This window comes from Paenibacillus sp. FSL W8-0919 (genome assembly GCF_038003785.1).
Taxonomy (GTDB): domain Bacteria; phylum Bacillota; class Bacilli; order Paenibacillales; family Paenibacillaceae; genus Paenibacillus_AQ; species Paenibacillus_AQ lactis.
Genome location: NZ_JBBOPV010000001.1, coordinates 2222501 through 2241386 on the forward strand (window position 1 = coordinate 2222501; position 18886 = coordinate 2241386).

The 18886-nt window shown below is 52.5% G+C and carries 18 protein-coding genes, 16 tRNA genes, 1 rRNA gene and 1 pseudogene (1 of these 36 only partly in view); 34 read left to right on the plus strand and 2 right to left on the minus strand.

Features of this window, described 5'->3' with window-relative positions:
- From NST44_RS09675 to NST44_RS09805, 27 genes are all read left to right on the plus strand, one after another.
- A 23S ribosomal RNA gene (locus NST44_RS09675) occupies nt 1-635 on the plus strand (it extends 2412 nt beyond the left edge of the window).
- 198 nt (nt 636-833) lie between these two features.
- Nucleotides 834-909, plus strand: a tRNA-Asn gene (locus NST44_RS09680).
- 5 nt (nt 910-914) lie between these two features.
- Nucleotides 915-1006 (plus strand) — tRNA-Ser (locus NST44_RS09685).
- Between the two features lie 15 nt (nt 1007-1021).
- Nucleotides 1022-1096, plus strand: a tRNA-Glu gene (locus tag NST44_RS09690).
- Between the two features lie 65 nt (nt 1097-1161).
- Nucleotides 1162-1237 (plus strand) — tRNA-Val (locus tag NST44_RS09695).
- Between the two features lie 29 nt (nt 1238-1266).
- Nucleotides 1267-1343: transfer RNA gene (locus tag NST44_RS09700), tRNA-Met, on the plus strand.
- Nucleotides 1344-1372: 29 nt separating this feature from the next.
- Nucleotides 1373-1449: transfer RNA gene (locus NST44_RS09705), tRNA-Asp, on the plus strand.
- A 65-nt stretch (nt 1450-1514) separates the two neighbouring features.
- Nucleotides 1515-1590: transfer RNA gene (locus tag NST44_RS09710), tRNA-Phe, on the plus strand.
- An 18-nt stretch (nt 1591-1608) separates the two neighbouring features.
- Nucleotides 1609-1684: transfer RNA gene (locus NST44_RS09715), tRNA-Thr, on the plus strand.
- 4 nt (nt 1685-1688) lie between these two features.
- Nucleotides 1689-1774 (plus strand) — tRNA-Tyr (locus NST44_RS09720).
- 7 nt (nt 1775-1781) lie between these two features.
- A tRNA-Trp gene (locus NST44_RS09725) sits at nt 1782-1855 on the plus strand.
- Between the two features lie 20 nt (nt 1856-1875).
- Nucleotides 1876-1951 (plus strand) — tRNA-His (locus NST44_RS09730).
- Between the two features lie 16 nt (nt 1952-1967).
- A tRNA-Gln gene (locus tag NST44_RS09735) sits at nt 1968-2042 on the plus strand.
- A gap of 8 nt (nt 2043-2050) precedes the next feature.
- A tRNA-Gly gene (locus NST44_RS09740) sits at nt 2051-2125 on the plus strand.
- 11 nt (nt 2126-2136) lie between these two features.
- Nucleotides 2137-2210 (plus strand) — tRNA-Cys (locus NST44_RS09745).
- Nucleotides 2211-2221: 11 nt separating this feature from the next.
- Nucleotides 2222-2295 (plus strand) — tRNA-Arg (locus NST44_RS09750).
- 7 nt (nt 2296-2302) lie between these two features.
- A tRNA-Leu gene (locus tag NST44_RS09755) sits at nt 2303-2382 on the plus strand.
- A gap of 370 nt (nt 2383-2752) precedes the next feature.
- Nucleotides 2753-3052 (plus strand): hypothetical protein, encoded by a 300-nt coding sequence (locus NST44_RS09760; protein ID WP_007131933.1) that lies wholly within the window; start codon nt 2753-2755, stop codon nt 3050-3052.
- 71 nt (nt 3053-3123) lie between these two features.
- A complete protein-coding gene (locus NST44_RS09765; protein ID WP_007131934.1) occupies nt 3124-3798 on the plus strand; it encodes a PspA/IM30 family protein in 675 nt (224 codons plus the stop codon).
- A 2-nt stretch (nt 3799-3800) separates the two neighbouring features.
- Nucleotides 3801-4298 (plus strand): PspC domain-containing protein, encoded by a 498-nt coding sequence (locus tag NST44_RS09770; RefSeq protein WP_028404769.1) that lies wholly within the window; start codon nt 3801-3803, stop codon nt 4296-4298.
- Nucleotide 4299: 1 nt separating this feature from the next.
- On the plus strand, nt 4300-4986 hold the full coding sequence (locus NST44_RS09775) for a PspA/IM30 family protein (protein ID WP_007131936.1): 687 nt from the start codon (nt 4300-4302) through the stop codon (nt 4984-4986).
- Between the two features lie 174 nt (nt 4987-5160).
- Nucleotides 5161-5805: a cell wall-active antibiotics response protein LiaF gene (liaF, locus tag NST44_RS09780; protein ID WP_007131937.1), complete on the plus strand. Its 645-nt coding sequence runs from the start codon at nt 5161-5163 to the stop codon at nt 5803-5805.
- Nucleotides 5806-5854: 49 nt separating this feature from the next.
- Nucleotides 5855-6928: a sensor histidine kinase gene (locus tag NST44_RS09785; RefSeq protein ID WP_007131938.1), complete on the plus strand. Its 1074-nt coding sequence runs from the start codon at nt 5855-5857 to the stop codon at nt 6926-6928.
- Entirely contained in the window at nt 6912-7556 is a 645-nt protein-coding gene (locus NST44_RS09790; RefSeq protein ID WP_007131939.1) for a response regulator, read from the plus strand. The genes NST44_RS09785 and NST44_RS09790 overlap by 17 nt, the downstream gene beginning before the upstream one ends.
- 99 nt (nt 7557-7655) lie before the next feature.
- Nucleotides 7656-8444 (plus strand): YwmB family TATA-box binding protein, encoded by a 789-nt coding sequence (locus NST44_RS09795; RefSeq protein ID WP_340899121.1) that lies wholly within the window; start codon nt 7656-7658, stop codon nt 8442-8444.
- Between the two features lie 137 nt (nt 8445-8581).
- A complete protein-coding gene (zwf, locus tag NST44_RS09800; protein ID WP_213616246.1) occupies nt 8582-10132 on the plus strand; it encodes a glucose-6-phosphate dehydrogenase in 1551 nt (516 codons plus the stop codon).
- 113 nt (nt 10133-10245) lie between these two features.
- Nucleotides 10246-11826: a peptide chain release factor 3 gene (locus NST44_RS09805; protein ID WP_144872635.1), complete on the plus strand. Its 1581-nt coding sequence runs from the start codon at nt 10246-10248 to the stop codon at nt 11824-11826.
- A gap of 81 nt (nt 11827-11907) precedes the next feature.
- Here NST44_RS09805 and sspI read toward each other — a convergent pair whose 3' ends face one another.
- Complete coding sequence (gene sspI / locus NST44_RS09810; protein WP_007131943.1) at nt 11908-12147, minus strand: small acid-soluble spore protein SspI; 240 nt, start codon at nt 12145-12147, stop codon at nt 11908-11910.
- A 152-nt stretch (nt 12148-12299) separates the two neighbouring features.
- On the opposite strand from sspI, the gene NST44_RS09815 reads away from it, so the two are divergent.
- The 6 genes from NST44_RS09815 (at nt 12300) to yunB (ending at nt 16538) form a co-directional block, all read left to right on the plus strand.
- A complete protein-coding gene (locus NST44_RS09815; RefSeq protein WP_007131944.1) occupies nt 12300-12962 on the plus strand; it encodes a potassium channel family protein in 663 nt (220 codons plus the stop codon).
- Nucleotides 12963-13041: 79 nt separating this feature from the next.
- Nucleotides 13042-13851: a TrmH family RNA methyltransferase gene (locus NST44_RS09820; RefSeq protein WP_028404771.1), complete on the plus strand. Its 810-nt coding sequence runs from the start codon at nt 13042-13044 to the stop codon at nt 13849-13851.
- A 168-nt stretch (nt 13852-14019) separates the two neighbouring features.
- Nucleotides 14020-14445: a DUF1801 domain-containing protein gene (locus NST44_RS09825; RefSeq protein WP_213616248.1), complete on the plus strand. Its 426-nt coding sequence runs from the start codon at nt 14020-14022 to the stop codon at nt 14443-14445.
- A 142-nt stretch (nt 14446-14587) separates the two neighbouring features.
- Entirely contained in the window at nt 14588-15013 is a 426-nt protein-coding gene (locus NST44_RS09830; RefSeq protein WP_028404773.1) for an SRPBCC family protein, read from the plus strand.
- Nucleotides 15014-15016: 3 nt separating this feature from the next.
- On the plus strand, nt 15017-15424 hold the full coding sequence (locus NST44_RS09835; protein WP_213616250.1) for an ArsR/SmtB family transcription factor: 408 nt from the start codon (nt 15017-15019) through the stop codon (nt 15422-15424).
- Between the two features lie 109 nt (nt 15425-15533).
- Entirely contained in the window at nt 15534-16538 is a 1005-nt protein-coding gene (gene yunB / locus NST44_RS09840) for a sporulation protein YunB (protein ID WP_213616252.1), read from the plus strand.
- Between the two features lie 55 nt (nt 16539-16593).
- Here yunB and NST44_RS09845 read toward each other — a convergent pair whose 3' ends face one another.
- Nucleotides 16594-17682 carry a M23 family metallopeptidase gene (locus tag NST44_RS09845; protein WP_373872058.1) on the minus strand — a complete coding sequence of 363 codons (1089 nt, stop codon included), beginning with the start codon at nt 17680-17682 and terminating at the stop codon, nt 16594-16596.
- A 294-nt stretch (nt 17683-17976) separates the two neighbouring features.
- Between NST44_RS09845 and lipA the strand changes: the two are divergent.
- Nucleotides 17977-18876, plus strand: a pseudogene (lipA, locus tag NST44_RS09850) (lipoyl synthase); the annotation flags it as partial.
- Nucleotides 18877-18886: the final 10 nt, after the last annotated feature.

The following is an 18886-nucleotide window of genomic DNA, read 5'->3' on the forward strand; positions in this document are numbered from 1 at the left end:
TCGCCTCCTAAAGAGTAACGGAGGCGCCCCAAGGTTCCCTCAGAATGGTTGGAAATCATTCGAAGAGTGCAAAGGCATAAGGGAGCTTGACTGCGAGACCTACAAGTCGAGCAGGGACGAAAGTCGGGCTTAGTGATCCGGTGGTACCGCATGGAAGGGCCATCGCTCAACGGATAAAAGCTACCCTGGGGATAACAGGCTTATCTCCCCCAAGAGTCCACATCGACGGGGAGGTTTGGCACCTCGATGTCGGCTCATCGCATCCTGGGGCTGAAGTAGGTCCCAAGGGTTGGGCTGTTCGCCCATTAAAGCGGTACGCGAGCTGGGTTCAGAACGTCGTGAGACAGTTCGGTCCCTATCTGTCGTGGGCGTAGGAAATTTGAGAGGAGCTGTCCTTAGTACGAGAGGACCGGGATGGACGTACCGCTGGTGCACCAGTTGTTCCGCCAGGAGCATGGCTGGGTAGCTACGTACGGACGGGATAAGCGCTGAAAGCATCTAAGCGTGAAGCCCCCCTCAAGATGAGATTTCCCAGTATGTAAGACCCCTTGAAGACGACGAGGTAGATAGGTTGGAGGTGGAAGTGCAGCAATGCATGGAGCTGACCAATACTAATCGGTCGAGGGCTTATCCTAAAAGCTTTACGAAGTAAAGCTCGCTACGGAAGCATGAACAAAAACCCCAAAAAGTGAAGCGAAGCTTTGAAGCGGATGCCGAATACTTTTCGGGGACCCCGATACCACATTGGGACAATGCTACGGATTCTAAACAACGCAAAAACGTTTCGTATCTAGTTTTCAGGTGATCAAATCATCACTTGAACTGAATAATGTTCCCTGATAGCTCAGTTGGTAGAGCACTCGACTGTTAATCGAGTTGTCACAGGTTCGAGTCCTGTTCGGGGAGCCATTTATGGAGAGGTGTCCGAGTTGGCCGAAGGAGCACGATTGGAAATCGTGTAGGCGTCAAAAGCGTCTCGAGGGTTCGAATCCCTCTCTCTCCGCCACTATTATTTAAGTAAGGCCCGTTGGTCAAGGGGTTAAGACACCTCCCTTTCACGGAGGTAACAGGGGTTCGAATCCCCTACGGGTCACCATCTTTCTTTTAAAAAGACTTGATTTCGTCGCCGGTTATCTGGTATAATAGAAATCGCTTTGTTACGGAGGCTTAGCTCAGCTGGGAGAGCATCTGCCTTACAAGCAGAGGGTCGGGGGTTCGATCCCCTCAGCCTCCACCATAAATAACAATGTAACCCTTTTATAATGACGCGGGGTGGAGCAGTTCGGTAGCTCGTCGGGCTCATAACCCGAAGGTCGCAGGTTCAAATCCTGCCCCCGCAACCAATTATATCGCATTAGCGATAGTGCCTCGTGGAACTGTGGTGTAGAGGCCTAACATGCCTGCCTGTCACGCAGGAGATCGCGGGTTCGAATCCCGTCAGTTCCGCCATTTTTTAACTTTTGGGATGAGATGAGTGTCCGATATGGGATTCGTCGAAGTCACGAAGAGCGTAAGGCTCGGTAGCTCAGTCGGTAGAGCAGAGGACTGAAAATCCTCGTGTCGGCGGTTCGATTCCGTCCCGAGCCACCATGTTTCACAATTGCATACGCCGGTGTAGCTCAATTGGTAGAGCAACTGACTTGTAATCAGTAGGTTGGGGGTTCAAGTCCTCTCGCCGGCACCACTATGGAGGATTAGCGAAGTGGCCAAACGCAGCAGACTGTAAATCTGTTCTCTTACGAGTTCGGTGGTTCGAATCCATCATCCTCCACCAGTTTTATAGGGGCATAGTTTAAAGGTAGAACAGCGGTCTCCAAAACCGTTAGTGTGGGTTCAATTCCTGCTGCCCCTGCCAATCGAAAATTTATAAATATGGCGGTCGTGGCGAAGGGGTTAACGCACCGGATTGTGGCTCCGGCATTCGTGGGTTCAAGTCCCATCGATCGCCCCATATTTCAAAATCATATTGGGGATTAGCCAAGCGGTAAGGCAACGGACTTTGACTCCGTCATGCATAGGTTCGAATCCTATATCCCCAGCCATGATTTCTGCGGACGTGGCTCAGCGGTAGAGCATCGCCTTGCCAAGGCGAGGGTCGCGGGTTCGATTCCCGTCGTCCGCTCCATTTTTATTTGTGGCGCCATAGCCAAGTGGTAAGGCACAGCTCTGCAAAAGCTTTATCCCCAGTTCGAATCTGGGTGGCGCCTCCATTTACCAATCTGTGCCCTTAGCTCAGCTGGATAGAGCGTTTGACTACGAATCAAAAGGTCAGGAGTTCGAATCTCTTAGGGCACGCTTTTATGCCGGTGTGGCGGAATTGGCAGACGCGCGCGACTCAAAATCGTGAGGGAAACCGTGGGGGTTCGAGTCCCTTCACCGGCATCATGCAAAAGGAATGCAAGACGATTATCGTCTGCATTCCTTTTTTGCGTTTTTCGTCTGATGATCGGTTGGTATGACAGCGTTCAACTGCAGTGAGATGTGCTTCTTGTCGAAGTGCGTTGTTCCTATGAAAGAAGAGCGCGGGTTTCTATGGATCGAGCACCGTTTGGATGCAATGGCGAATAGGCGATCCGGCCCGCTTTAAAATGGGCCAGGAATGGATTGGACGCAGGTCTATAGAAGGCCCCGACTTAGGTCTAGGTGCAAAAACCGTCCGCAGTCCGTTTTAGTGAAGCGTGAAATTACCTAGAATAGAGTCATAAGGTTGAACACATAAACAACGATCAAACGACAGAAAGGCGGTGTATAAATGAGATATTCGAGAGGAAACGGATTAAGTCTCCTGCTGATTGGTTTAGGGGTTTTGATTCTTCTGGGTGTATTCGCTCCTCTGCTCGGATGGTTGTTCAGTCTTTTGCTTCCCGTTCTGATGATCGCTTTGGGATATTACGGAATTCGGAGAGGCAACGCTCTGATCGGGTGGATCATTCTCGGTATCGGCGTCATCTGGTTGATGGGTAAGCTGTCTTGGCTCATCGGTCCGGTACTCGGTATTATCCTGATCATCTATGGGTTGTCCCGATTCAAGAAGGGAAGACCGCGTTACTAAATGCGATTATAGGATAACAGCCAGCTGAAGTTAAGGATAAGAAGTTGATAGAAGAGGAGGGCTAAACCCAAATGAGTGTTTTCAGACGGATACGAGATATTACCGTTGCAACCTTGAATGAAAGACTCGAGCAGAGTCAGGATCCGGTCAGATTGATCGACCAGTTCCTTCATTCGACAAGACAAGACATCACGGAAGCCGAGAAGCTTCTGCAGCAATGCCAGACTCACTCCAGGCAACTGAAGCAGCAGGTTGACCAAGCCGAGACGATGCGGGATAAGCGTGAGGAACAAGCGCTGCTTGCATTGAAAGCCGGTGAGGATCATCTGGCGAAGCTGGCACTTCAAGAGAAGCTGATCTATGAAGAAAAGATTGAACAATACCAAGGCTTGTTGTCTACCAGCCTGGAATCGCTGAGAGAGATTGAAGAGCAGCTCGGGGAGCTCCGCATGGAGTATCAAACCGTATACAGCAAGCGTCAATACTATGTTGCCCGAATGGAGACACTCCGTCTGCAGCAGAAGATGAATGAACGCACCGGTGCATACGGTGGTCAAGATGTTCCGAAGATGTTCAACCGGCTCGAGGATCGCATCAGCGATTGGGAGCTTGAAGCCAGAAGCTTGCGCGATTTACGCCGGATGGGCCAGGAGTATGTGGAGCAGGCAGGCAATACCGTCTCTTCCGTACTCGAAAAGGAGCTTGCCCGTTTGAAGCAAAAGCTGAATGACAGCGGAAAGGAGTAATCATGACTAGATTGTACCGTTCTACCCGAGACAAAATGTTTACCGGGTTGATCGGCGGCCTATCCGATTATTTCGGAGTCGAATCGACCATCCTCAGAATTATATTTGTAGTCAGTATCTTTTTCACTGGCGGTACAACACTATTAATTTACCTGATCGCGTCGTTGGTTGTTTCCAAAGAGCCGCCGTATTACCACGATCCATACGCACCTCATGGAAGACATGGAGGACATGGAGGCTATCGTTTCAATGATGCACCTGGACCCGGATATAACGGCTATAACGATAACTATGGTCGTCCAGGATATCCGAATGAAGGCGGCTTTGGACCGAAATATGATCGATCCGGCCGGCCGGATCCAGGCTATGGTCCCCGGAATAACGCATCCGCCGATTCCGGTCTGGATGCGATGATGCAAGACATCGAGAAGAAGGCATTGCAAAAAGAAATTGAAGAGTTGAAGAAAAAACTATCGGATTATGAGAAGGGAGATAAGTAACATGGGAGTATTTAAAAGAATTAAAGATATGACAAAGGCGTCGGTGAATGAGCTGCTGGATAAGGTAGAAGACCCGATTGTGATGTTGAACCAGTATCTGCGCGACATGGAAGCAGAAATTCACGAGGCTGAAGTAACCGTAGCGAAGCAAATGGCGAATGAGCGTCGGATGAAGCAGCGCGTGGACGAAGCGGTTAAGATGGCTGCACAGCGCGAGGCACAAGCCGAGCTGGCTCTGAAGAACGGTCAGGAAGAAGTTGCACGCAAGCTTCTGGAGGAAAAAATCTACTTCGATCAAAAAGTTACCGAGTACTCCGAGCTGCACCTGCAATCGGAATCCCAAGCTAAAGAACTGGTTGCCCAGCTTCATCAAATGAAAGACGAGTTTTATAAAATGCGCAACAAGCGCAATGAGCTCGTAGCTCGTGCGCAAATGGCCAAAGCCAAGAAGCAAATGTCTCAAGTGAGCAGCTTGCATACGATTGAGAGCGGCAGCGCTTCGATGGGCTTCCACCGCATGGAGGAAAAAATCATGCAAATGGAGGCAGAAGCGGACGTGCTTCGCGCACCATACCGTCCGAACAACGCGGCTTACACCAGCCCGGTGGATGCCGAGAAGCAGCTGAAAGTCGATGAGCAGCTGGAAGCGCTAAAGAACAAACTGAACAACACCTCGAAATCGGAGTAATTGTTCAGGAAACTTAGCAAAATAAATGAAAAACCGTATGCGAAATTCCGGGTTCATATGATATGCTATACGGATGAAGCAGTCCGAGTAGTATAGGACAAAGCCATACCGTGAGGGGCTCCTCATGGATATGGCTTTTCCCGGCTTTATATTTCGTCATCAAGGAGGTGCGACATGGATCGAAACCGCTGGATCGCAGTAGGGTTCATCTGTTTAGGTTTTATTATGCTCTTCGGCCGATGGTTCGGTTTCTTTACCATTGTCGCCCTGTTGCTCATGTTTGCAGGCGTGCTTCAGGTCCGCACAGGCCAAGTGAAGAGAGGCTACATTCTGCTCGGGGTCGGAGCTGTCATGCTGATGCTGGAGCACCTCATGCTGATTATCGGCGTCAGCCTGATCTCGCTTGGCATTTTCTACGGAAAATCCAGACGGGCGCATGGTACAACCGGCTATGTCCAGAAGCAAAGCTTTATGTCCAACTTCGATTGGGACCAGTCGCCATGGGTTATGCGCAGTCTGAGCATATGGCATGTGCTCGGAGAAGCTGATGTGGACCTGTCCCTGGCTCTGCCGGAGGAGCGTCATACGGTTATGATGTTTCACGGTTTGCTTGGGGATATCGATCTGATGATCCCCGATTATTACGGGGTGGAAATCGAGGCCTTCATCCTGTTCGGATCGATCCATATGGGCGACCGGAAGGAGACGGGCATCATGAATCGCGTACGTTATCAATCTCCCAACTATGAGACGAGCGAATATAAAGTGAAATTCATCGTTTCGTATTTAGGCGGAGATTTGAGTATACGAATGACGTAAATGACTTATTCATACATTGGATTTGGATACCAATCAGGAGGGTTGCCCCGTGGAAACGGAAAAAAAAGCAAACATCATAACCCGTAGCATGCGCGAGGGAGCCCTTCTGGGATTGGTTGTCATGCTGATCGTGTTGTACTTGCTGTATACATACGGGTACTTACAGCCGTTTGAGACCTGGAAGGGGCGGATTGAAGCGCTGATCACCATCGTGCTTCTGCCGGTCGGTCTTGGGGCCATTTATGGGTTTTATCAAGGATATCGGGTCAAACGAAGAATTGATCTTGTACGGGAAACGCTGGTAAGCTGGGAGAAGGGTAGTCTGACCGATGTGATGCCGGATATCGGGGAGGACGAAGTCGGACGGCTGGGCGAGCAGCTGGTGCGCATCAGCAAGCGTTGGGAGGACCAGGTCTCCTCCTTGCAGCGGCTGTCGACCAATAACGCCCAGCTGGCGGAGCAAGCCCGGGTGACGGCGATCGTCGAAGAGAGGCAGCGACTGGCCCGCGAGCTGCACGATGCGGTGTCCCAGCAGCTGTTCGCCATTTCGATGACCGCCACGGCGGTTGGCAGAACGCTGGATAAGGATTTTGACAAAGCCCAGCGCCAGGTGGCTCTGATCGAGGAAATGTCGGCGGTTGCCCAGTCCGAGATGAGGGCGCTGCTCCTTCATTTGCGGCCGGTCTATTTGGAGGGTAAAGCCTTGGAGCAAGGTCTGCGGGATCTGATTAAAGAACTGCAGATTAAAGTGCCGATGGAAATTACGTTTGAAATGGACGAGGATATTCACTTGGTGAAGGGAATCGAGAACCACTTGTTCCGGATCATTCAAGAGGCCATGTCCAACACGCTTCGTCATGCCAAGGCGGACAAAATGGATATCCGCATTCACCGGAGGCAGAATACCGTTCGGGTAATGCTCCGCGATGACGGTGTCGGGTTTGAGCTGGATGACAAGAAGCAAACCTCTTACGGCCTGTCGACCATGCAGGAACGGGTCACGGAGATCGGGGGCTCCATTCAGTTTATTACCGCCCCCGGCAAAGGAACACGTATTGAAATTACGGTACCGCTGATGAATGAAGAACGCAAACGGGGGGATAGCGATGGAAACACCGATTAAAGTGCTGCTGGTGGACGATCACGAGATGGTCCGGATCGGCCTCGCCGCCGTGCTGGGCACGGAGGATGGGATCGAAGTTGTAGGGGAGGCAGGCAGCGGTGAGGAAGGCATCCGGCTTGCTCAGGAGTATCAACCGGATGTGGTGCTGATGGATCTGGTGATGGATGGAATGGACGGGATCGAGACGACCCGGCAGCTCATGAAGCAGTTCCCGAATCTCAAGGTGATTGTGCTGACGAGTTACCTGGACGACGAGAAGATGTATCCGGTCATTGAAGCCGGCGCCTTTAGCTATCTGCTAAAAACATCCCGGGCCTCCGAGGTTGCGGACGCTATACGCGCAGCGGCACGCGGACAGTCGGTTCTGGAGTCGCAGGTCGCTTCCAAGATGATGAATCGTTTCCGTCATCCGCAAAACGAGGCTCCGGCTCATCAGGATTTGACGGACCGGGAAATGGAGGTTCTGCGTCTGCTCGCCCAAGGCAAATCGAATCAGGATATTGCCGATGAGCTTATCATTGGAATCAAGACGGTGAAATTTCACGTTACGAATATTCTGGGCAAGCTTGGCGTTGAGGATCGTACCCAAGCGGCTATATATGCGTACAAAAATGGGTTGGCTGAGTAGAAGAGCCGGCTCATTTTTTTATGCCTGCTTGTATATTTTCCTCCCGAATCGGCGATCCTTTTACTAGATTGATAGATTGCACGGGGAGCGTGACGAGCGGTGAGGAGAATATCATTTCAAATATTGGGGATGGTAATGGTGCTATGCAGCTTGGTGGGAATACTGGTCGGATTTTCAGACGTAAAATCCAGTCCGTTGTCCGGAAGTGCTCATGAAGCACCGGCCGCAGCTGCTCAAGCAGAGCGCGATTTGCGGCTTCTCCTCCAGCTTGGACGGGAGCATGTGGATTCGGACGTTCGCTTCACCGTTAAACTGCAGGGTGAAAGTCAGGCGGTCTCCAGAGACCAAGCCATGGCTTCCGCTGAGCAGGTTGCACAGGCACTCGGCCTTCCTGCAGTCACTGCAGGAAAGGTGCATGGAAACGAAGTGTTCCGTTCCGAAGGGACTCTCGAGGGCCTTCCGGTCCAGATGGATTGGGCGCTTACCCATCTAGGGGGAAGCTATGTACGGGTAATGCTGACCGCCGAAGGGGAAGCGCAGGGCGAGCGGATGATTGGGATGCAGCAGCGCGTGCTGGATGAACTGGCTCATGCCGGCGTCGAGGCCGCGATGAATGCTGCCGTTCAAGGCTACAGCGCAAGGCAAGAAGGAGCTGCCGAGACGATCGGTCGGCTTGAAGGGGATCTTGGCCGGACATTGACGATGCGCTTGGTGGAGGATTATGAAGACGGAAAGACGGTCAGCCGATCCTACGAAGCTCCAGCGCTGGGCACTTTCGTCAAAAGCGGGGAGCAACCGATTCATATGCAGCTGGCAGTGCATGAAGATTCGATGAAGAAAAGTAGTAGAATCACGATCGGATTTCCCGTCATTACTGTAGAATATTGAAAACAGCATCTGAAACTATAATGAAAAAATGCGGAATGAGATAGCATAGTTGATATGAATGTGCTAAAATGTCATCAAATCAAAGAAAGTCCAGATGCATAAAAATACACTATATTACATAGAAAGAATGAGGAGCCATGGCTGAAAAACAAAATCTAGATACATTGAAGGCACCGGGAGCGGTATTTTTCATCTTTGGGGCGACCGGTGATTTGGCAAGACGCAAGCTGTTTCCGGCGATCTACAGTCTTTATCGTGAAGGGAAACTGGAAGAGGATTTTGCAGTAATCGGCGTGGCGCGTCGTCCGCGCACCCAAGAGGAATTTCGGGAGGACGTTTACCGTTCCATCCAGGAATTCTGCCGGTACAGTTCCGAGCAGGATCAGGAGTGGAATGCCTTCGCGCAGCATTTTGAATATAAATCATTAGACATTAACAATATCGACGGCTTCCGTGAGCTTCGCGAACAAACGGAGCAGCTGGAAGCGAAGTTCAACATCCCGGGCAACCGCCTGTTCTATCTGGCTCTTGCACCGGAGCTGTTCGGCAGCGTATCGTTCAACCTGATGAAGGGCGGCATGCTGGAAGGCGCAGGCTGGAACCGTCTTGTGATCGAGAAGCCGTTCGGCTACGATCTGGAGTCGGCTGCCAAGCTGAACGAAGAAATTCGCAAAGTGTTCAAAGAAGAAGAAATCTACCGCATCGACCATTACCTCGGGAAGGAAATGGTTCAGAACATCGAAGTCATCCGCTTCGCCAATGCGTTCTTCGAGCCGCTCTGGAACAACAAGCATATCGCTAACGTTCAAATTACGCTTGGCGAGACGGTTGGCGTAGAAGAGCGAGGAGGCTACTACGATCATGCCGGCGCCCTGCGGGATATGGGTCAGAACCATATGCTGCAGCTGCTGACGATGATCGCGATGGAGCCGCCTAGCCGACTGCTTGCCGAGGACATTCGGGATGAGAAGGTCAAGGTGCTTCGTTCCCTTCGTCCTTACGCTACCCATGAGGAAGTGGCGAAGAACGTCGTTCGCGGCCAATATACAAGAGGCTCTGCGGGCGGCAAGGAATTGCCGGCATACCGGGAAGAGGATAAGGTGAACCCGGAATCCAATACGGAGACGTATTTTGCCGCAAGAGTCTTTGTCGACAACTTCCGCTGGGCAGGCGTTCCGTTCTACATCCGCACTGGCAAGCGTCTTCCGGTCAAGACGACCGAGGTGGTCGTGGAATTCAAACGGATGCCGAACAACGTATACTTGGGCCAAAAGCATTCGCTTGAGCCAAACCTGCTTGTTATTCGCGTTAACCCGATGGAAGGCATCTATGTGAAGATCAATGCCAAGAAGCCGGGCTCTGAATCGGAAATCGCGCCGGTGGCCATGGATTTCTGCCAAAGCTGCATCGTCGGCATTAACTCGCCGGAAGCGTACGAGCGGCTGCTGCATGATGCTGCCCGCGGAGACTCCACTTATTTCACCCGCTGGGATGAAGTCGCTTCGGCATGGTCCTTCGTGGATCGCATCGCAAGCGCTTGGAGAGAGAACCAGGGTGAGCTGGAGTCCTATCCTGCCGGCTCCTGGGGCCCGGCCAAGGCCGACGAGCTTCTTAAGGAAGACGGCTTCCACTGGTGGCCGGTGAACGGTCAGCTGGAAGATAATGTGGTTTGGCTAAAAGGCGAATAACGCGTTCGATATATGCCTAAAAATCATCCCCATGCGCACGTGCGTGGGGATGATTTGCGTATCAATTGTGGTACAATGATATACATGACTTTAGTAATGAAGGGATTTGTGTGATGGCAAAGCTAAGCGATGAATTAAAGCAGGAAGTGGATAAACGCCGTACGTTTGCGATTATTTCCCACCCTGACGCCGGTAAAACAACGCTGACCGAGAAGCTGCTCCTGTTCGGGGGCGCCATTCGATTGGCGGGAACTGTTAAAGCGCGCAAGGCGAGCAAACATGCGACAAGTGACTGGATGGAAATCGAGAAGCAGCGCGGTATCTCGGTCACTTCATCCGTCATGCAATTTGACTATCTTGGGCATCGGATTAACATTTTGGATACCCCGGGCCACCAAGATTTCAGTGAAGATACGTACCGTACGCTGACCGCTGCAGACAGCGCCGTCATGTTGATCGACGTAGCTAAAGGGGTCGAGGCCCAGACGATCAAGCTGTTCCAGGTGTGTGCGAAGCGGGGCATCCCGATTTTTACGTTTATCAACAAGCTGGACCGGGAAGGGCGGAGCCCGTTCGATCTGATGGAGGAGCTGGAGCAGGTGCTCGGCATCCGTTCGGTTCCGATGAATTGGCCGATCGGCTCCGGCCGGGATCTGTGCGGCGTATATGATCGGGTGAAGAATCAGGTTGAGCTGTTCCAAGGAGATGACCATTCAACGATCAAAGTGCAAAAGGTTGAAGGCTATGAGGACCCGCTGATCCGCGAGATGGCCGGCGATTACTTGCATGATCAGCTGTGCCAGGATTTGGAGCTGCTCGATGTAGCGGGCGATCCGTTTGATTACGAAAAAGTGCTGCAGGGGCAACTGACCCCGGTATTCTTCGGCAGCGCCATTAACAATTTCGGCGTGCAGACCTTCCTGGAGAATTTCCTCCAGCTGGCGCCGAAGCCCGAGCCGCGTCGCAGCACGGAAGGCATGGTGGAGCCGACGGACGAGAAGTTCTCGGGATATGTATTCAAGATTCAAGCCAACATGAATCCGGCGCATCGCGACCGTATCGCATTTTTGCGTATCGTATCGGGCAAGTTTGAGCGCGGAATGAGCGTGAAGCACGTCCGGGCCGGCAAGGAGATTAAACTTTCCCAGCCGCAGCAGTTTCTGGCGCAGGACCGGGATATTGTCCAAGAGGCGTATCCTGGCGACATTATCGGCCTGTTTGATCCGGGTATTTTCCGTATCGGAGATTCGCTCAGTCAAGGACGGGAGGTCGTGTTCGATGAGCTGCCTACGTTCTCGCCTGAGATCTTTGCCAAGGCTACCGTAAAAAATGCACTCAAGCATAAACAGTACCAGAAGGGGATCGATCAGCTGACAGAGGAGGGCACCATCCAGGTGTTCCGGACGACCAGCTTCGATGAAATCATTCTCGGCGTTGTCGGCCAGCTCCAATTCGAGGTATTTGAGCACCGGATGAAGGCCGAATACGGGGTTGACGTTCAGCTTCAGCGGCTGCCATACCAGTTCGCCCGCTGGATCGTTGATGACCAGATCGACCCGTCCAAATTCCGGATTAACTCGACATTGGTGAAGGATAAGAAGGAAAACTTCGTGGTGTTATTCGAGAACGAGTATGCGATGAGAACCGCGATGGAGAAAAATCCGACGGCTAAATTTTTGGAGACTGCACCGTAAGCTCTCCTTGATATAAGCAAAAAAACAATCCTCAGGCTGTTCAAGCTTTGAGGATTGTTTCTTTTGCGGCCGCCGGCCGTCTTAGCCTTGCGTCAGGTTCCCGGGGGTGACGTGCTTTAGATGCTCGTGAAGGGAGGAGACGAGCTGGTTTTGCTCGGAAGCATCCATGTCCTTCCACATCATTTCAAACATTACCCCTAGTCCCGGCAGGGCGGCTTCCGGCCCGTCGACGGAACCCTCGATCATGGAGCGCAGCTCTTCTTGGTCCTGATTATGGACTTTGTGAATGACAGCTTGCCGTAGATCTAACAATATGGACATCGAAATGTTCCTCCTTGTTTATGAAAGGGTCATTGGTAATGTACCCGTAGAGAGGCAGTTACATTCAAGTATTCGGGACAGTATGGTATACTGAAATAACGAATAACCAGAACAATGCGGAATGGATCTAGGCTCGTGGGAGGATTATATAAATGGCGAAGAAACAGTACGCAGTAATCGGTATGGGACGTTTTGGCACGAGTGTAGCGAAGGAATTAAGCACCATGGGCTTTGATGTATTGGCCGTGGACGCAAGTGAGCAGCGCGTGCAGGAAATCGCTAATATGGTCACGCACGCGGTATCGGCGGATTCGACTGATGAAGAAGCGCTGCGGGCGCTAGGCATTCGCAACTTCGATGTCGTTGTCGTGGCTATAGGGGAGGACATCCAGTCCAGTATTTTGACGACATTGATCTTGAAGGATCTTGGCGTGCCGGCGATCGTCGTCAAGGCAAAAAATGAACTGCACGGCAAAGTGCTCCATAAGATCGGGGCGGATAAGGTGATTTTCCCCGAACGGGATATGGGGCTCCGGGTTGCGCATCATCTGGTGTCTCCGAACATTTTGGACTATATCGACCTGTCGGATGATTACAGCATTATGGAGATGCAGGCAACGGGGGAACTGCTCGGGCACAATCTGAGAGAGCTGGATATTCGGGCCCGGTTCGGCTGCAACGTTATGGCGATCCGCAGCGAATCGGATATGAACATTTCACCCCATCCGGAAGACCGCATCGAAGAGGGCGACATTCTCGTTATCGTCGGTCACAAGAACGATCTGGCGAAGCTGGAGCTGGCTTACCCGAAATGAACCTAATATCGAATCAAGCCGGCTAATAGCCAGGCTATGATTTCTTTCTTAAATGTATAGAGGAACGGTGGATAGAGCGATGGAGATATTATCGCCGCAGAATGCCCGTGTGAAGAGCTGGGCTCAGCTGCAAGAGAAAAAGCATAGGGACAAGCAAAACAAGTATGTGGTTGAGGGGATTCATCTGGTGCAGGAGGCGCTGTCCTCGGGTGCGGATGTCGAGTGCGTTGCCTTTGACATCGAGCGGGGCATCCCTCGGGAGCTTACTGGCATACCGGACACGGAACAGGGTGTAGAATGGATCGGCGTATCCCATGCGGTGATTGCCAAAGTAAGCGATACGCCTTCCCCGCAGCCGGTATTTGCCGTCGTTCGCAAGGAAGCCGGGCAATGGCAGGATCTGATCATGCGTGAAGGCGGCCTTGTGATGGTTCTGGATGGTTTGCAGGATCCGGGAAATGTCGGAACCATTATCCGTACGGCGGATGCAGTAGGAGCTGCAGGCGTTGTGCTTGGCCGAGGCTGCGCCGATGTATACAATCCGAAAACGCTTCGCTCCACGATGGGATCGTTATTTCATTTGCCGGTGCTTGAAGGCGATCTCCTGGAGATTTTGCCGGAGGCTCGAGCGAAAGGTGCCCGGCTGGTGACCACGCTGCTCGAAGGAAAGCGCTCATGCTTCGAGTATGACTTTCAAGGAACATGCTGGATCGTCATCGGCAGTGAAGGAAGCGGGGTATCCCCTGAGGTTGCAGCTCTGGTGGACGATGCGATTCGTATCCCCATGCCTGGACAAGCCGAATCGCTGAACGCGGCGATGGCTGCCTCCGTCCTTATGTATGAAGCGCTGCGTCAGCGGGAATACAGCGACAGCAAGACTGGACATTGATCGAGTTTGTTCGATCGGCTCCAGTCTTTTTTACTTGATAATCGATTCGTCGATGAGAGAGTTCAGGATATCATGGAACGATCTTACAGGATGGGCATAACAGCCGTCTTATACAGTTTCGTTGGATAGGGAATGATGAAAATGATACCGGGGAGAGGGGAAAGCGGCATGTACGAGCAAAAAACGAAAGAGACGGAAAACAGCGTCATCGAATTTATCGAGCAGGTGGACAATCCCAAAAAGCGGGAGGATGCTTATCGTCTGCTGGACATTTTTACGGAGACGAGCGGTTTTCCGGCAAAAATGTGGGGGCCGAGCATCATCGGATTCGGCTCGTATCACTACCGGTATGCTTCCGGGCATGAAGGCGATGCGCCGTATGTCGGCTTCTCTCCGAGAAAGGCGAAAATAAGCCTGTATTTTGCGCCCGGAGATGAGCAGCGCGAGGAGCTGCTGGCAAGCTTCGGCAAATATACCGCCGGGAAAGGCTGCGTCTATATCAATAAAGTTGCCGATATCGATGAAGAGGTGCTTAAGCAGCTCATTCGGCAATCCATCGATTTTCTCCAGCGAACCTATCCGGTTCAGGAGTGAGTCTTTGGGGAACGACGCGTATGGCTTAACGGTATGGAAGACAGGCAAGTTATGGCAGTTGACATGAAACTATTTGGTTTCATATAATGCTATTATGAAACCAAACGGTTTCGTAATATTGGACAAGCGAGGTAGGATGATGATGGACAACGCAAGCGGTGCTAAACTGCCGGATATACGACATACGCTTACTTTAAAGGCTCCGATCGACAAGGTGTGGCAGGCGGTTGCTACATCCGAAGGGATTGCGGCTTGGTTTATGCCGAACAACTTCGAGCCAGCCTTGGGCTTTGAATTTCAACTGAATGCCGGGCCATTCGGCATGTCCCCATGTAAGGTAACCGAGCTCGACCCGCCCCATCGGTTAAGCTTTAATTGGGGGAAGGACTGGACGCTAACGTTCGAGCTGGTTGAGCAGGGCGAGCATACCGAGTTTACGCTTATTCACGGCGGCTGGACTGCTGATCAGGTTACGGAATTCGGGGAAGCTCACGAGCTTGTTCGCGGGCGCATGGATAACGGCTGGGCAGGCCTTGTTCAAAAGCTCGCCGGATATGTCGAGGGATAAGCCATGTCCGGGGCCGCTCCGAGGCACGACGTTTTTCAGGCGATCGCCGATCCAACGCGCCGCAAGCTTCTTGGCCTTTTGAGCGAGAAGGAAATGCCGGTCAAGGATATTACCGGGCATTTCTCCATGACCCGGCCGGCGGTATCGAAGCATCTTCGCATTCTGGAGGAAGCCGGGCTTGTGAAGGAACGCAAGGTCGGACGGGAGACGCGATATCGTCTGGATGCAGGGCCGCTGCAGGATCTGAAGGACTGGCTGTCCTATTTCGATCGTTTCTGGGAAAACAAGCTGTCGATGCTGAAGCATTATGTGGAGGAGGGTTCGATGGATCGAGAAACGCCGGAAGGCGAGATCCACACCCTTTCCTTAGCGCCACGAAAGTCTCGCCCGAATCAAGAAGAGCAGGGATAACGATCCCCTGCTCTTCTTTTTTGCCGGTTGTCCGCATACCCTCTATACAGGAGGAGCTTGCCAGGGTGATCTTGCCGCATCCAGGACGCCCGAATAGGGGGGATACAGTTTGAGACGAAAGAGATGGGGAAGCAGGCGTTTATCCTTTCCGTCCCTGTCATGGCCGAAACCACGCCGAGCGTTCAAGCCGTCCAGGAGAGGGTTCCGGGCGGTACCGCCGAGAAGCGGGGGCCGTCCACAGGTCGCTAAGCGGCGCAGCAGGAAGAAATGGTGGCTTATCGCGATCGTGCTAATTATCTTTGGAATTACGCAGTTTTTTATGCATATTGAACGGAATCTCAGGCCGCCGATCATGCATCTGGCCCAAATCCGGGTTAAGCAAATCGCCACGGAGGCAATCAATAAAGCGATCACTTCCCAAGTAACGCAAGGCCAGGATTTCGAGAACCTGGTGAATTGGAAAACGGACAGCAGCGGTAAAGTGACGGGCTTTATGCTGAATTATGCCGAGCACCTGAAAATCACGTCGCATACGACGCAGGTCGTTCAGCAAACGCTGGATGATATCCACAAGCGGAAGGAGCATATCCCGCTGGGCCAAGTGCTCAAGAGCCCGATCATCGCCTCGTTCGGTCCCCAGATTCCGCTGAAAATCGAGCCGCAGGGAGCGGTAAAGGTGCAGCTTGACACCCGTCAGCAGGGAGCCGGGATCAATATGATTCTGGTCGAAGTGTTCGTCCATATCGTGACCGAGGTAGCGGTGGTCGTCCCGTTCGATATGGAGCCGCAGACCGTTGAGACCGATATCCCGATCTCCTACCTGCTCGTTGTCGGGGACGTGCCTATGTATTACTATGACGCACAGGGCAAAGCCGTCGGCGAAAATAAAGCGAGCGCGCCAAGCATTGCGATCCCTCCGCCTTCCTCCAATGAAAACAGCGCAAAAGAGGGAGAGCCGCAAGGAAGCACCGGAGACACGCCGCTCATTACGCCGCCGTCAGGCACCACGAGTCCAGGCGCTACATCCCCAGGCTCGACTCCTGCACCGGGGGAAACGCCTGCAGGGGAATCCGACAGTCCGGCCCAGCCCGAAGGAGGAGGGACGGGACACTAGGGCTGCTAAACGAAGCAGCAGGCTCTTATCATAAAAAAACGCGTCCTGAAGAGCTTCAGGAACGCGTTTTTTTCTTGGATCTTTTCTCCTCCAGCTCCCAGCGCTTCAGCAGGGGATAAGGGTCAAAGGCCCATTCGGTGTGGCCGGTATCCCGGTAGATGCCGTAATGCAGATGCGGAGGGAATTTTCCCTGGGTGCCCGGCTTGCCGTAACCGGAGCTGCCGACCCAGCCGAGGGTCTGTCCCGGCTTGACCACATCTCCGAGGGCGATGCTTTTGTCAAAGCCCTGCAAATGGGCGTAATAATGATAGTGATTGTTCAAATCCCGAATGCCGATGCGCCATCCGCCGTATTTGTTCCAGCCCTTGATCTCCACCACGCCATAGCATGTGCTTCGCACGGGAACGCCGTGAGAGGCAAACAGATCGGTGCCTTCGTGAACTCTTCTTCCTCCCCAGTTGCGCCCCATACCGAAGGTGCTTCGGTAGGAGTAATTGCTTTTGACGGGAAGCGGGAAGGCATGGTCGAACAAATCCAGTTTGCCGAAGGTTTCATACAGCTTGGCATACTGCATAACCCGCTGGACGGCCCGGGTGTTCTGATAATAGGACCATAAGCCGATGCTGAAGTCATCGGCAGCATGGCCATACGGGGCCAGTCTGGCCGCGACGGAATAGAGCAGGTCCATATCATCGTTAGGATCGGCTTTACCGTCTCCGTTCCCGTCAAGACCGATACCCGAGAACACGCTGATGGACATCGGATCGACGTCCTCCTGATCGGGATTTAACGGTCCTGCCCATCTGGTAGGAGGAATGAAGATGCCGAGGGTTCGTTCGGGATGCTTTCGATCCCTGGGATGAACCTGGGTCAGCGTTCGTTCATACTGATCAATGGCCGCGAGCCGGTACCAGGGAATTTGGGTTACAGCGGCAACCTGGTCGTATAAAGATTTCCTGGCTGCGTATACCGCTTCAGCATTGCCGCCCGTGGAGCTTGCCTCGACAACTGCATGGGACGGCTCCGAAGACTTTACGGGCTCTGCGGCATGTACCGTTCCTTGTAAACAGCTGATCGACGTTATGGAGGCCACAGCTGCAAGCATCCCGCGGCGCAAAGCGCGGCTTGAGCATATCGATCGCATGATCCTCAATGTGTTCTTCACCCCCTTTTTAGACTGTTATTATTGAGGGTTCTTGTACGCTTCGAAAATCGGCGTGCACCGGCGATGCGAAGCCTATAGACAGATGGTGCCCGCCGGTCGGATAGGAATGCCTACACCGTAGGGTGAATCAAATCAAGGATTTTTATCCATGCCGTACGTAGATGAATGTTATATCGATGAGGACAGGTAATATGATGGTTTTCATGATATAATATGGAACAGTTAACGTGAGTTTATGAACTTTAGGCAAGATCAAACCAACGAAAGAAGGTATTTTCTTTGTCCAAAACCAAACAGCCAAAACCCGACTGGATTCGAATTAAGCTGACAACCGGCGATAATTATAAGGAAATCAAGAGCATGATGCGGTCCAAAACGCTTCATACCGTGTGTGAAGAGGCACGCTGCCCGAATATTTACGAGTGCTGGGCGAACCGTACCGCGACGTTTATGATTCTGGGGGATATCTGCACACGTGCTTGCCGTTTTTGCGCGGTAAACACGGGGCTTCCGACGGAGCTTGACCTGCAGGAGCCGGAGCGTGTAGCCGAGGCCGCCGAGCAGATGAACCTCCGGCACTGCGTCGTGACAAGTGTGGCGAGGGATGACCTGAAAGACGGAGGCGCGTACATATTCGCCGAAACGGTGAAAGCGATCCGAAGACGCCTTCCGCTATGTTCGGTTGAAGTGCTGATCCCGGACTTTATGGGCAGCGAGGAATCGCTGAAGATTGTTATGGATGCGAAGCCTGACATTTTGAACCATAATATCGAGACGGTTAAGCGCATGTCGGATCGGGTACGGGCTAAAGCGAAGTACGACCGTTCCCTCCAGTTATTGAAGAATGCCAAAATGATGCAGCCGGATATTCCGACGAAATCGAGCATTATGCTGGGTGTCGGTGAAGAGTGGGATGAAATTCTGGAAGCGATGGATGATCTTCGGGCCGTCGATTGCGATATTATGACGATCGGCCAGTATTTGCAGCCGTCGCCTAAGCATTTGAATGTGGAAAAATATTATACGCCTGAGGAGTTCGCCATCCTGAAGGAAGAGGGAATGAAGCGGGGCTTCAGCCACGTGGAATCCGGTCCGCTGGTACGCAGCTCCTACCATGCGCACGAGCAGGTGAAATCGGCTGCACGGAGCAAGGAAGAAACGGTTCAGTCTTAATCCAGTCTCA